13 protein-coding genes and 1 pseudogene are annotated in these 12,631 nt (G+C 71.7%); 9 read left to right on the forward strand and 5 right to left on the reverse strand.

Going from position 1 to position 12,631, the window contains the following annotated elements:
- Positions 1-27 precede the first annotated feature (27 nt).
- The 3 genes from HND91_RS00660 to HND91_RS00670 all read left to right on the forward strand — a co-directional run bounded on the left by HND91_RS00660 (position 28) and on the right by HND91_RS00670 (position 2,059).
- On the forward strand, positions 28-1,290 hold the full coding sequence (locus tag HND91_RS00660) for a GTP-binding protein (protein ID WP_181704589.1): 1,263 nt from the start codon (positions 28-30) through the stop codon (positions 1,288-1,290).
- A gap of 86 nt (positions 1,291-1,376) precedes the next feature.
- Complete coding sequence (locus HND91_RS00665) at positions 1,377-1,562, forward strand: hypothetical protein (protein WP_181704590.1); 186 nt, start codon at positions 1,377-1,379, stop codon at positions 1,560-1,562.
- A 251-nt stretch (positions 1,563-1,813) separates the two neighbouring features.
- Positions 1,814-2,059, forward strand: a complete 246-nt coding sequence (locus tag HND91_RS00670) for a hypothetical protein (protein WP_181704591.1) — start codon at positions 1,814-1,816, stop codon at positions 2,057-2,059.
- Between the two features lie 225 nt (positions 2,060-2,284).
- Here the strand turns inward: HND91_RS00670 and tlpA are convergent, their stop codons facing one another.
- Complete coding sequence (tlpA, locus tag HND91_RS00675) at positions 2,285-2,932, reverse strand: thiol:disulfide interchange protein TlpA (protein ID WP_181704592.1); 648 nt, start codon at positions 2,930-2,932, stop codon at positions 2,285-2,287.
- 34 nt (positions 2,933-2,966) lie between these two features.
- On the opposite strand from tlpA, the gene argH reads away from it, so the two are divergent.
- From argH to HND91_RS00695, 4 genes are all read left to right on the forward strand, one after another.
- Entirely contained in the window at positions 2,967-4,370 is a 1,404-nt protein-coding gene (gene argH / locus HND91_RS00680) for an argininosuccinate lyase (protein WP_181704593.1), read from the forward strand.
- 46 nt (positions 4,371-4,416) lie between these two features.
- Entirely contained in the window at positions 4,417-4,641 is a 225-nt protein-coding gene (gene lptM, locus HND91_RS00685; RefSeq protein ID WP_181704594.1) for an LPS translocon maturation chaperone LptM, read from the forward strand.
- A 54-nt stretch (positions 4,642-4,695) separates the two neighbouring features.
- Positions 4,696-5,964, forward strand: coding sequence for a diaminopimelate decarboxylase (gene lysA, locus HND91_RS00690; RefSeq protein ID WP_181704595.1), 1,269 nt, complete (start codon positions 4,696-4,698; stop codon positions 5,962-5,964).
- Positions 5,965-6,092: 128 nt separating this feature from the next.
- Complete coding sequence (locus HND91_RS00695; protein WP_181704596.1) at positions 6,093-8,693, forward strand: TIGR02302 family protein; 2,601 nt, start codon at positions 6,093-6,095, stop codon at positions 8,691-8,693.
- A 114-nt stretch (positions 8,694-8,807) separates the two neighbouring features.
- Here the strand turns inward: HND91_RS00695 and HND91_RS00700 are convergent, their stop codons facing one another.
- From HND91_RS00700 to HND91_RS23315, 4 genes and pseudogenes are all read right to left on the reverse strand, one after another.
- Complete coding sequence (locus tag HND91_RS00700; RefSeq protein ID WP_181704597.1) at positions 8,808-9,203, reverse strand: response regulator; 396 nt, start codon at positions 9,201-9,203, stop codon at positions 8,808-8,810.
- A 20-nt stretch (positions 9,204-9,223) separates the two neighbouring features.
- Positions 9,224-9,769: a hypoxanthine phosphoribosyltransferase gene (gene hpt / locus HND91_RS00705; protein WP_181704598.1), complete on the reverse strand. Its 546-nt coding sequence runs from the start codon at positions 9,767-9,769 to the stop codon at positions 9,224-9,226.
- 31 nt (positions 9,770-9,800) lie between these two features.
- Positions 9,801-10,577: a hypothetical protein gene (locus HND91_RS00710; protein ID WP_246329234.1), complete on the reverse strand. Its 777-nt coding sequence runs from the start codon at positions 10,575-10,577 to the stop codon at positions 9,801-9,803.
- A gap of 21 nt (positions 10,578-10,598) precedes the next feature.
- A pseudogene (locus HND91_RS23315) lies at positions 10,599-10,697 on the reverse strand (zinc-ribbon domain-containing protein); the annotation flags it as partial.
- Between the two features lie 209 nt (positions 10,698-10,906).
- On the opposite strand from HND91_RS23315, the gene ftsE reads away from it, so the two are divergent.
- Both ftsE and HND91_RS00720 read left to right on the forward strand, forming a co-directional pair.
- Positions 10,907-11,566: a cell division ATP-binding protein FtsE gene (gene ftsE / locus HND91_RS00715; protein WP_181704600.1), complete on the forward strand. Its 660-nt coding sequence runs from the start codon at positions 10,907-10,909 to the stop codon at positions 11,564-11,566.
- Positions 11,563-12,591, forward strand: a complete 1,029-nt coding sequence (locus HND91_RS00720) for a cell division protein FtsX (RefSeq protein WP_181704601.1) — start codon at positions 11,563-11,565, stop codon at positions 12,589-12,591. Before ftsE ends, HND91_RS00720 begins: the two co-directional genes overlap by 4 nt.
- The last annotated feature ends 40 nt before the right edge of the window (positions 12,592-12,631 follow it).

Here is a 12,631-nt window from a genome sequence, read left to right on the forward strand (position 1 = left end):
GGGCCGTCCTTCCCGGAGAGCCCGCCCGTGACCGCCCCGACGCCCCGCGCCCCCAAGGAGCCGATCCCCGTCACCGTTCTCACCGGGTTTCTCGGCGCCGGCAAGACAACGCTCCTGAACCGGCTGATCCGGGAGGAGGCCTTTCCGAACGCCGCCTTCGTGATCAACGAGTTCGGCGAGGTAGGCCTCGACCACCTGTTCGTGGAGGGCGCCGAGGACGGCGTGGTGGAACTCTCCGCCGGCTGCCTCTGCTGCACCGTGCGGGGCGACCTCGTCACCACCCTGGAGGACTTCCTGCGCCGGCTCGACAATGGCCGGATGGCGACCCTGTCGCGGGTCGTCATCGAGACCACCGGCCTCGCCGACCCGGCGCCGGTGCTCCACACCATCATGGCGCACCCCTATCTGGTGCTCCGCTACCGGCTGGACGGGGTCGTCACCGTGGTGGACGCCGTGAACGGGTCCGCCACCCTGGACGCCCATCCGGAGGCGGTGAAGCAGGCGGCGGTGGCCGACCGGATCGTGCTCGCCAAGTCGGACCTGCCGGAGGCCGCCGGCCGCGTAGGGCCCCTCCTGCGGCGCCTGAAGGCCCTCAACCCGTCCGCCCATGTGCTCGACGCCGCGAAGGGCGAGGCGATCGCGGCCGCGCTCGTCGACACGGGGCTCTGGAACCCGGCCACCAAGTCGGCCGACGTCGCGCGATGGCTCAACGAGGAGGCCTTCCTGGACCGGGAGAAGGCCCGCGCGGCCCTCGACGCCGAGGACCACGTCCACGACGAAACCTGCGGCTGCGGGCACGACCACCACGGCCACGACCACCATCACGAGCATGGGCACGACCATGGGCACGACCACGGCCATGGGCACGGGCACGGCCATGCCCACGACGTGAACCGCCACGACGCCGGCATCCGGTCGTTCGCGCTCGTCGCCGACAGGGCCCTGCCCCTTTCCGGGGTCGAGATGATGCTGGACCTCCTGCGCTCGGCCCACGGCCCGAACCTCCTGCGGGTGAAGGGAATCATCCGCATCGCCGAGGACCCGGACCACCCGCTGGTGGTGCACGGGGTCCAGGACATCTTCCATCCGCCGGTCCGCCTGCCTGCCTGGCCGGACGGCGACCACCGCACCCGGCTCGTCTTCATCACGCGCGACCTCGCGGAAGGCTTCGTCCGGCGCATGTTCGACGCGTTCGCCGACACGCTGGCGGTCGACACCCCGGACCGGGCCGCCGTGGCGGACAACCCGCTGTCGCTGCGCGGCTTCAAGCTCCCGCCCGCGACCGGCTGACCGATCCGGCGGACCTCGGGCGCCATTAACTCCGCCTTGACGACGTTGGCGCCAGGATGCGGGCCGAGCCCATCCGAGGACCCGTCATGGACGTTGCCGCCATCGCCGCCTTCCTGGTCGCCGCCAAGGCGGAAACCACCCGTTCGGCGGTGTCGACGGAGATGACCCGTCAAGCCCTGAAGCAGGGCGAGAGCGTCGTCTCGCTCCTGTCGGAGGGGCTGCAGGCCGCGCCGCCGGCCGGCATGGGCCAGGCATTCGACAGGACGGTCTGACCGGCCTCAGGCGGCGCTTGGCATCGCTCAATTGTCATTTTTGACGATTTCTGTTGCCTCTCGCACGGCGATATCGCACAGTCTGTGTCACGTGCTGCTGATTTGATCGCAGGTTGTGGCCCCTGGGTTGCGCCGTTAACCAGCGATTAACCAAATCGGCCGGAATTTGAACCGTAGCCGGACCGCGCTTCAGACTGTCGCACGCGACGTCTGGATGAACCGCAACACCCGGCAAGAGACGAGGCGAGCCCGTGCCGACAGATCTGACCCAGCCGGAAGACTATCTCATCTCGTTCAAGCACAACGGCGAGACCGTCGCCGTCCGGGTCCAGGGCTATTCCTACGCCGATGCGCGGGCCCGCTTCCTGGCCATGTCGCCGTCCGAGCGACGCGCCATGACCATCGGCCGCCTCGCCCCGCGCGACGAGGACCAGCTCGGTCGCTTCGCCGATTGGATCCGCGGCAAGGCCCGCCAGGCCGGCTTCCAGTTCGGCTGACGCCGCCACCGTCCAAGAGCGAAGGTCCCGGCCCGCCGGACGGCACAGTGATTTACGGGCGGATCGTCCGCTCGCCGATCCCCGACACGGCCGATCGGTCTCCAGCCGCCACGCCCCATATCCGGCACCACGGTCCCGATCCCCGTCCGCCGACCGATCGTCGGGCCTCGGCCGCGAACCGTTTCCGGACGGCCGCCTCCCGTCGGCGAACCGACGCGCCGCCCCTCACCCGGCGAGCGCCGCCTCGATGAGGCGGACCGCGTCCGGCGAGTCCCATTCCGCCGGGCCGTGCAGGGCGCCCACCTGGCAGCCGTTCGGGTCGATGAGGAGCGTGGTCGGCATGCCGAAGGCGAGGCCCTTGGCCTTCAGGGCGTTGAAGCTCGCCATCGTGGGGTCGCGCCAGTCCTTCAGGGCCGTGATGCCTGTCTCGGTGAGGAAGGTGGACGCCTTCGCCGGGTCGCCGATGTCGATGTTGACCGCCACCACCTCGAAGCGGTCCGACCCGTGGGCGGCCTGCAGCCGGTTGAGCGCCGGCATCTCCTTGCGGCACGGCGCGCACCAGGTGGCCCAGAGGTTCAGGAGCACGGTCCGGCCGGCGAAGGATCCGATCGTGACCGGCGCGCCGGACGGATCCTTGAACGCCACCGAGGTCACGTCCGCGGGCTCGTCGGCCGGCAGGAAGGCCGCCACCTCGCCGACCGCGAGCGGCTTCAGCCGGCCGGCGACGTCGGTCGCGCCGGCGCAGGCCCGGGCTTCCTCGTTGCCAGCCCCCCATCCGGTCACGTATACGCCTGCGAGCCCCGCGAGGAGTCCGGCGAAAGCGGCCACGGCCGCGATCTTCAGCGATCCGCCTCGGCGGGATGTCTCGGCCATGACTGTCTCGTCGACCTCCGGAGTTCCAAAAGACATGAGCAACCGCATGTGGGGCGGCCGCTTCGAAACCGGCCCCGCCGCCATCATGGAGGAGATCAACGCCTCCATCGGGTTCGACCAGAAGCTCTACGCTCAGGACATCCGGGGATCGAAGGCGCACGCCGCCATGCTGGCCGCCCGCGGCATCATCTCCGCCGAGGACGCGGCGACAATCGCCGAAGGGCTCGACCGCATCAAGGCGGAGATCGACGAAGGCCGCTTCACCTTCTCGCGAGCGCTGGAGGACATCCACATGAACGTGGAGTCCCGTCTCGCCGAGCTGATCGGCCCCGCCGCCGGCCGGCTTCACACCGCCCGGTCGCGCAACGACCAGGTTGCGCTGGATGTGAAGCTCTGGGTGCGCGACACCCTCGACCACATCGACGGCCAGCTCGCCGACCTGATGCGCGCCCTGGTGACGCGGGCCGAGGAGCACGCCGGCACGGTGATGCCCGGCTTCACCCACCTGCAGTCCGCCCAGCCGGTCACCTTCGGCCACCACCTGATGGCCTATGTGGAGATGCTCGCCCGCGACCGCGGCCGGATCCGCGACGCGCGCGCGCGCCTCAACGAGTCGCCGCTCGGCGCCGCCGCCCTCGCCGGCACCTCCTTCCCGATCGACCGGCACATGACGGCCGCGGCCCTCGGTTTCGACCGGCCGACCGCCAATTCCCTCGACAGCGTGTCCGACCGCGACTTCGCCCTGGAGGCCATGAGCGCCGCCTCCATCTGCGCCATCCACCTGTCGCGCTTCGCCGAGGAGATCGTCATCTGGTCGTCCGCCCAGTTCGGCTTCATCCGGCTGAGCGACGCCTTCTCCACCGGCTCGTCCATCATGCCGCAGAAGCGCAATCCGGACGCCGCCGAGCTCGTCCGGGCGAAGACCGGCCGCATCATGGGCGACATGACGGCCCTCATGGTGGTGATGAAGGGGCTGCCCCTCACCTACCAGAAGGACATGCAGGAAGATAAGGAGCAGATCTTCGACGCCCTGGAGACGCTCTCCCTCGCCATCGCGGCGACCACCGGCATGGTGCGGGACATGACCGCCAACGCAGAGCGCATGCGCGCGGCCGCCGGCTCCGGCTACGCCACCGCCACGGACCTCGCCGACTGGCTCGTCCGTGTGCTCGGCATCCCGTTCCGCGAGGCGCACCACGTCACCGGCCGCATCGTGGCGATCGCCTCGGCGCGCGGCGTCGGCCTGGAGGAGGTCACCCTGGAGGAGATGCGGTCCGCCCACGCGGGCATCACCGAGGACGTCTTCTCCGTGCTCGGCGTCGACCGGTCCGTGGAAAGCCGCGTCAGCCACGGCGGCACCGCCCCGGCCAACGTGCGCGAGCAGGCGGCCCGCTGGGCCGCGGCCCTTGCGGCGGAGGCGGATCCATCGGCATCCTGACCGGCGACCTTGCCGCCTCCCCTCTCCCCCAGCGCCGGACCCAGCCATGCCGAAACCCCGCCTGTCGACCCTCACCCGCGCGGTCGTGCTCGCCGCCGCCGTCGTGACCGCCCTCTCCGCCTGCGGCCGCAAGGGCGACCTGGAGCCGCCGGGCGGACTGCCCCAGCGGGACGCCACGCCGGCCTCGCTCTTGGGCGCGGCGGTCGGCGGCCCGGACCCGGCCGCCCCGCCGAAGCCGGACCGGCCCTTCGTCCTCGACCCCCTCATCTGACCTGATCCCTCACCGTCAGCGGCCCGCCGCGCCGCCGACCGGAGACCGACCGCCGTGCACCATTTCGCCTATCGTGACGGCGTCCTCCACGCCGAGGACGTCCCGGTCCCGCGGATCGCCGAGGCGGTCGGCACGCCCTTCTACGTCTATTCCACGGCGACCCTGACCCGGCACTACCGGGTGTTCTCCGAAGCCTTCTCGGGCATGCCGGCGCAGGTCTTCTACGCCATGAAGGCGAACTCCAACCAGGCGGTGATCGCCACCCTGGCGCGCCTCGGCGCGGGTGCCGACGTGGTGTCCGAGGGCGAGCTGCGGCGGGCGCTCGCGGCCGGCATCCCGGCCCACAAGGTGGTCTTCTCCGGCGTCGCCAAGACCGCCCGCGAGATGGCCTTCGCGCTCGACGCGGGCATCAAGTGCTTCAACGTGGAGAGCGAGCCGGAGCTCGAGCGCCTTTCCAGGGTGGCGACCGGCAAGGGCGTCGTCGCGCCCGTGTCCCTGCGCATCAACCCGGACGTGGACGCCAGGACCCACGCCAAGATCTCCACCGGCAAGTCGGAGAACAAGTTCGGCATTCCGTGGGTGGATGCGCCGCGGGTCTACGCCCACGCGGCCGGCCTGCCGGGCATCCGGGTGACCGGCATCGACATGCACATCGGCTCCCAGATCACCGAGCTCGGACCGTTCGACGCGGCGTTCGGCCGGCTCGGCGAACTGATCGGGCGGCTGAGGGCCGACGGCCATGGCATCGACCACATCGACCTCGGCGGCGGCCTTGGCATCCCATACCGGGACGACAACGCACCGCCGCCGGACCCGCGCGCCTACGCGGACGTGGTGCGCCGGCACGTGGAGGCGCTCGGCTGCGAGGTGCTGTTCGAACCCGGCCGGCTGATCGTCGGCAACGCCGGCATCCTGGTCACCGAGGTGGTCTACGTGAAGGCGGGCGCGTCCAAGACGTTCGTGATCGTGGACGCCGGCATGAACGACCTCATCCGCCCCACCCTCTACGAAGCCCACCACGAGGTGCGCCCGGTCCTGGAGCGCGCGCCCGGCGCCGCGCGCATCACCGCCGACGTGGTCGGCCCGGTCTGCGAGACCGGCGACTATCTCGCCCTCGGCCGCTCCCTTCCGGTGACGGAGGAGGGCGAGCTCCTGGCGGTCTTCTCGGCCGGCGCCTACGGGGCGGTCCAGGCCGGCACCTACAACACGCGCCTCCTGGTGCCGGAGGTGCTGGTGGACGGCGACGCCTTCCACGTGGTGCGCCCGCGGCCCACCTACGAGGACCTGATCGGCCTCGACACCCTGCCGCCCTGGCTCGCCTGAGCGGCCCGTCCGCCCGGCGGCACACGGGACTGTGAGTCCGCCCGCGACCCGCCGCGCTTGGCGAAACGCGCGCCTGTGCTATCTTCGGACGGGGATCGGGGGACGCTCCAGCGCTGAAGGACATCCGGGTGGCGGATCCGTTGCACACTGAACCATCGGCAAGGCCCGGACCGGAAACCGATCCGCTCGCGGCTCTCTCCCACAAGACCAGGCTCGCCAGGGGCTCGCTGATCTGGGAACGGATCTGGCCGCGGCTCCTGCCGGCTGTCGCCATCGCGGCGACCTTCGCGGCGCTCGCGTGGCTCGGCGTCTTCGAAAGCGTCGGGCCGGTGGTCCGGCTCGCCCTCGTGGCGCTGTTCAGCCTCGCCTTCCTGGCCGCCCTCGTCCACCTCGCCCGCATCCGCCTGCCGGGCCGGTCCGAGGCGCTCGGCCGGCTGGAGCGGGACAGCGGCTTCGAGCACCATCCGCTCGCGACGCTGGCGGACAGCCGCGCGACGGGCGGCGGCGACGCCGTGTCGGATGCGCTCTGGCGCGCCCATCGTCGGCGGGTGGCGAGCTCGCTCTCCGCAGTCCAGGTGCGCGCGCCGTCGCCGCGCATGGACCGGCGCGACCCCTATGCGTTCCGGGCCGCCGTCTTCCTCCTGTTCGTGGTCGGCCTCGTGGCCGCCCGCAACGATCCCTGGTCGCCGATCGCGAGCGCCTTCAGCCTGCCCGAGCCGCCGCCTTCCCCGGTGCGGATCGACGCATGGGTGACGCCGCCGGGCTACACCGGGCGGGCGCCCATCTACCTCACCACCGCCCAGGCGGCCGGCCCGGCCACCGCGGCCGACCCGTCCGCCGCTCCCCCGCCGGTGGCGAGCGCCGAGAACCCCCTGCAGATCCCGGAGGGCAGCGTGCTGGCGCTCCGCGTCAACGGCGTGGAGGGCCCGACGGCCCGCTTCGTGCCGGCCGGCGGCACCGACGCCCAGCCGATCGAGGGCGCCGCTCCGGCCGAGCGGGCGACCGGCCGTCCCGACGACGGCATCATCCGGCCGACCGCCTTCGAGTACACCCTGACGAACTCCGGTACCGTGGACCTCACGGCCGCCGACGAGGCGCTGCGCGCGTTCCACTTCAACGTCAGCCCGGACCTGCCGCCGACCATCCGCTCCGTCGAGGATCCGGCCGCCACCGTGAAGGGCGCCTTCCGGCTCGCCTACGAGGTGGTGGACGACTTTCGGGTGGCGGGCGCGCGGGCGATCTTCGAGGACCCGCGCACGGCCCTCTCGCCTTCGTCGGATGAGCCCCGGCCCCTGGTCGGCGCTCCCGAGATGCCGCTCGCCCTGCCCCGCAAAGGCGCCGAGAAGCCCGTGGCGGAGACCTTCCGCGACCTTTCCGCCCACCCCTGGGCGGGCGCCACCGTGGCGCTCCGCCTGGAGGCGCGGGACGACGCCGGCAAGGTGGGCGTCTCCGATCCGATCGACGTGGTCGTGCCGCCCCGGCCGTTCCGCAACCCGGTCGCCCGCATGCTGGTGGAGCAGCGGCGCGTGCTGGCGCTCGACGCCAACGCCCAGGACTACGTGTCGGACGTGGTCGGCACGGTGATCGATCGATCGCCGGCCTTCGTGGAGGACGCGTCGATCCACGTGGGCCTCGCGGTCCTGCACAGCCGCCTCACCAACGCCCGCACGGACGACGACCTCCGGAGCGCCCTCGACCTCATGTGGGAGATGGCGCTCGCCATCGACGGCGGCGACGCGTCGCTCGCCGAGCAGCGCCTGCGCGAGGCCCGCGAGGCGCTGCGCGACGCGCTCCAGAACGGCGCTCCGCCGGAGGAGATCGCCCGCCTGACGGAAGAGCTCCGCAAGGCGATGGAGGAGTATATGCAGGCCCTCCAGGAGCAGATGCGGAACGATCCGTCGCTCGCCCAGGAGATGTCGCCGCAACAGCAGCAGAACGCCCAGGAGGTCTCTCCGGAGGACTTCCAGAAGATGATCGACCGGATCGAGGAGCTGTCCAAGCTCGGCGACCGGGAGGCGGCCGAGCAGCTCCTCAGCCAGCTGGACCAGATGCTGGAGAACCTCCAGATGGCGCGGCCCCAGCAGGGCCAGCAGAACCAGCAGCAGGGCCAGCAGGGGCCGATGAACCAGATGATGAACGAGCTCGCGGACATGATCCGCCGTCAGCAGGAGCTGATGAACGAGACGTTCAACATGTCTCCGGACGGCCGCCAGCAGGGCAAGGACGGCCAGCCCATGACGCCGGAGGAGCAGGCCGAGGCCATGCAGCGCCTCCAGCAGGGCCAGGCCGACCTCCAGAAGCGTCTGGAGGAGATGATGGGCCAGATGCAGCAGGAGGGCATGCAGCCCGGCGAACAGCTGGGCGAGGCCGGCAAGTCCATGGGCGAGGCCCAGCAGTCCCTCGGCCAGGGCGAGAGCGAGAGCGCGCTCGGCCAGCAGGGCCAGGCGCTGGACCAGCTCCGCCAGGGCGCCCAGCAGCTGGCCGAGCAGATGGGCAACCAGGAGGGCCAGGGCCAGGGCCGCGGCGGCCAGCGCGACTACGCGGAGGACCCCCTCGGCCGGCCCCAGCGCCAGGAGGGCCCGGACTTCGGCGACAGCGTGAAGGTGCCCGGCGAGATCGAGGTTCAGCGCGCCCGCCGCATCCTGGAGGAGCTGCGCCGCCGCTTCTCCGAGCCGACCCGCCCGACCATCGAGCTCGACTACCTGCAGCGGCTCCTGAACCCGTTCTGACCGGACAGGCCGCCGGGCTCGGCGCCTCCGGGACGAGACTGAGCGAACGGCCGGCGGACGCCCTCCGCCGGCCTTTCTCCGTTCAGGTGGTCAGGAGAGGATCGAAGTCCGCGCTCAGCCGGCGAGCCGCTGGTCGCCCGGCCGCACGCCGGCAAGCGCCATGTCCACCGCCCGCCGGATCTCGGCGAGGCTGAACGGCTTCGACAGCACGTCGTGGACCAGCTGGTCGAGCCCGTGGGCGCGCTCGCGCTGCTCGGCGTAGCCGGTCATCAACAGGATGGTGAGTTCGGGAAAGTCGCGGGCGGCCGCCATGGCGAGCGCGATCCCGTCCATCACCGGCATCATGATGTCGGAGAGGAGGAGATCGAACCGCCCCTTCTCGGCGGTCAGGATCTCCAGCGCCATGCCGCCGTCCTCGGCGGTGGTCACCGTATGACCGTCCAGCTCCAGCGCCCGGCGGACGAAGGCCCGGACCGAGTCGTCGTCTTCGGTGAGAAGGATGTTGGCCATCGTATCGATCCTCTTGACCGTCACGCCGCCTTGTCGGCGTCGTCCACGACGACCCCGACGAAGGGCAGCTGGCGCCACTGATGCGCCGCGTCCATTCCGTACCCGACCACGAACTTGTCCGGGCAGACGAAGCCCACGTGGTCCGCTTCACACGCCGCCTGCCGCTTTCCCGGCTTGTCGAGCAGCACCGCCACCTTCACGGAGGCGGCGCCCCGTTCGGCCATCAGCGCCCTGGCGAAGGCGAGCGTGCGGCCGGATTCCAGGATGTCGTCCACCAGCAGCACCTGGCGGCCGCGCACGTCCGTGTCGATGTCCCTGACGATGCGGACCGAGCCGGACGACACGGTGCCGGCGCCATAGCTCGACAGCATCATGAACTCCACCTGCGGGGCGAGACCTTCCCGGTGCAGCGCCCGCAGAAGGTCCGCCGCGAACATGAAGCTGCCCTTCAGGATCGCCACCACCAGGAGATCGTCCGGACGCGGCGCCGCGACGGCGCGCGCCAGCGACCCCACCGTCTCGGCGATCACCTCCTCGGAAAAAAGAACCTCGATCCTCTTCGTCATCCGAACTCCTGAAAGCCCCCGCGGGCCTGCCTCAGCCGGGCGGCGCGTCGGAGAACCGCACGCTCACCGTGCTCGCCGCTTCCGGCGGCGCGGGCAGGCGGCTCTTGAACGGCATCGTCTCGCCCGGGTCCAGGGTGGACTTCGCCGGCTCCATGGTCCAGGCGTAGAGTTCGCGCCCCGTCGAACTGATGAGGCCGAACCGGATCCGCGCCACCGGGCGCGCGCCCTCCGTCACGTTGCGGACGCTGCCGTCCACCACCAGAACCGGCGTCGCCCCGTCCATCTCGCGACGCGTCTCCACCGGCCCGAACTCCAGGCCGCGCAGGTTCACCTCGAGGCCCGCCAGCGCATAGAGGCCGGCGAGGTCCGGCACGAGCCGCACCGCCGTCTCCCGCGCCAAGAAGGCCCCCGCGATGGTCCCGACCACGATGCCGCCCGCGATCGTCAGCACCGCCGCCGACAGGACGGCGGACGGACCCGCCTTCGCCTTCTTCACCGGCTTCTTCGCCCGGATCGGCCGACGGGGCCGATCGGCGGTTTCCACGAAACCGGCCGGGCTCGCCTCGATGGTGGGCGCGGCCTCGCGGTCGTCCACCTCGGGCTCCTCAGCCCGGAACGGCACCACGTTGGTGCCCGCCGGGTCGACCGCCTCCAGCTCGCCGCCTTCCGCCGGCAGGCCCGTGCCGGCGTCGGATGGCGTGGTGGGCTCGTCCTCCTCCAGGGCGCGGCGCCAGGCGTCCACCTCCTCGTCGCTGGCGCCCTCGGGCTGGCCCTCGGAGCCGGCCTCCGGCTCGAAGGGGTCTTCCATCCCCGGCATCGCTCGCCATATCGTGCCGCATCGGGTGCAGCGAACCTTCCGGCCGGTCGCTCCGAGAGCGCCGTCGGCCAGCTGGTAGGTCGACTCGCACGAGGGACACCTGATCTTCATGGCACCGGATCGTTGACGTCCCGGCGCCGCCCCGCCCGACGAGGCAGGACAACCGGACGGGCGAATCAGTTGCGACGGGAAGCCGCCGCTCTCCCCGCCGCACCCCTAGCGGACGCTCAGATGTTTAATGAAACGTTAAGATCGACATCCCACCATCCTTTCCGGCCGCGGCGCGTCGTCGTCAGGTGCCGATCGGCGAGGAGTTGGACGTGATCCGGTTCGAGAATGTGGGCCTGAGGTATGGAATGGGACCGGAGGTGCTGAGCGATCTCACCTTCGAGGTCGAGCCCCATTCCATGCAGTTCCTGACCGGCCCGTCCGGCGCCGGCAAGACCACGCTTCTGCGCCTCCTGTTCCTCGCCCTCAAGCCGACCCGCGGCCTCATCCGCATCTTCGGGCGCGAGACGACGCGCATCGACCCGCGGGAACTGCCCAAGCTGCGCCGGCGGATCGGCGTCGTGTTCCAGGACTTCCGCCTCCTCGACCACCTGACCACCTACGAGAACGTGGCCCTCCCCTACCGGGTGCTCGGCTACGAGGAGGCGACCTACCGGGCGGACGTGGTGGAACTCCTGAAGTGGGTGGGGCTCGGCGAGCGCATGCACGTGCTGCCGCCCATCCTGTCCGGCGGCGAGAAGCAGCGCGCCGCCATCGCCCGGGCGCTCATCACCAAGCCGGAGATCCTTCTCGCCGACGAGCCCACCGGCAACGTGGACCCGCCGCTCGCCCGTCGCCTCCTGCGCCTGTTCGTCGAGATGAACCGGCTCGGCACCGCCGTGGTGATCGCCACCCACGACATCGCCCTCATGGAGCAGGTGGACGCCCGCCGGCTGGTGCTCATGGACGGCCGACTGGAGATCTACGAATGAGCCGGTCGAAACGCCGCTCGCCCGCCCCTCCGGCCGCTCCGCCGCCCGACGCCGATGCCGGGGCCGAAGCCGCCGCGCCGGCCCCGGAGCGCGCCCCGCCGCGCCGGCGCGAGCCCGGCTTCCCGCGCACCGGCCAGACGCCCATCGTGCCGCCGCAGACCATCGCCGGCCGGGCGCTGACCCTCGTCATCGCCATCATGACCTTCCTGGCCAGCCTCACCATCGGCGCCGTCACCATGGTGGACGACGCCGCGCGCGCCTGGCAGTCGGACATCGGCCGGGAGGTGACCATCGAGGTCCGCCCCGTCGACGGCGTGGACATCGCGGCGGAACTCTCCGAGGCGGCGGCGCTCGCCTCCGAGTTCCCCGGCGTCGCCGGCGCGCGCGCCCTGTCCGACGAGGAGACGCGCCGGCTCCTGGAGCCCTGGCTCGGCGCGGGGGTGGACCTCGGCGCACTGCCGGTGCCGCGTCTCGTGGTGGTGACCGTGGGCGACCCCTCCGCCTTCCGGGTGGTGGACCTCGCCGCCGCGGTGGAGCGCGAGATCGCGGGCGGCAGCCTGGACGACCACGCCGCCTGGGTGGACCGCCTGCGCGCCATGGCGACCTCCATGGTGGCGATCGGCGTCGGCGTCCTGGTGCTGGTGCTCGTCGCCATGGTGCTGTCGGTGGTGTTCGCCACCCGGGCCGCCATGGCGGGCAACCGGCAGATCATCGAGGTGCTGCACTTCTGCGGCGCCGAGCACCGCTTCATCGCGGGCGAATTCCAGCGCCACTTCCTGCTCCTCGGCGTCAAGGGCGGGGCGATCGGCGGCGTCCTCGCCCTGGCGATCTTCGCGGTCCTCGGCATGGTGGTGCGCCGGTCCAGCGGCCTGCCCGGGGCGGACCAGATCGACACGCTGCTCGGCGGCCTCAGCATCGGGCTCTTCGGCTACGGGGCGGTTCTGCTGCTGGTGGTCGGCGTCGCTGTGTTGACGGCGGCGACGTCGCGCCTCGCCGTCCACCGCTCGCTGGCGTCCATCGACTGAGGCCGGAACCATGGCGAAAACGCTTGCCGCCCGGACGCCG

It is taken from the genome of Chthonobacter rhizosphaerae (assembly GCF_013839525.1).
GTDB lineage: Bacteria > Pseudomonadota > Alphaproteobacteria > Rhizobiales > Pleomorphomonadaceae > Chthonobacter > Chthonobacter rhizosphaerae.

Excerpts from the sequence above, each read along its gene's own strand:
- HND91_RS00665 (WP_181704590.1), top strand. The coding sequence starts at position 1,377 with ATGGACGTTGCCGCCATCGCCGCCTTCCTGGTCGCCGCCAAGGCGGAA.
- argH (WP_181704593.1), top strand. The coding sequence starts at position 2,967 with ATGAGCAACCGCATGTGGGGCGGCCGCTTCGAAACCGGCCCCGCCGCC.
- HND91_RS00700 (WP_181704597.1), bottom strand. The coding sequence starts at position 9,203 with ATGGCCAACATCCTTCTCACCGAAGACGACGACTCGGTCCGGGCCTTC.
- hpt (WP_181704598.1), bottom strand. The coding sequence starts at position 9,769 with ATGACGAAGAGGATCGAGGTTCTTTTTTCCGAGGAGGTGATCGCCGAG.
- HND91_RS00720 (WP_181704601.1), top strand. The coding sequence starts at position 11,563 with ATGAGCCGGTCGAAACGCCGCTCGCCCGCCCCTCCGGCCGCTCCGCCG.
- lptM (WP_181704594.1), top strand. The coding sequence starts at position 4,417 with ATGCCGAAACCCCGCCTGTCGACCCTCACCCGCGCGGTCGTGCTCGCC.
- HND91_RS00710 (WP_246329234.1), bottom strand. The coding sequence starts at position 10,577 with ATGGAAGACCCCTTCGAGCCGGAGGCCGGCTCCGAGGGCCAGCCCGAG.
- tlpA (WP_181704592.1), bottom strand. The coding sequence starts at position 2,932 with ATGGCCGAGACATCCCGCCGAGGCGGATCGCTGAAGATCGCGGCCGTG.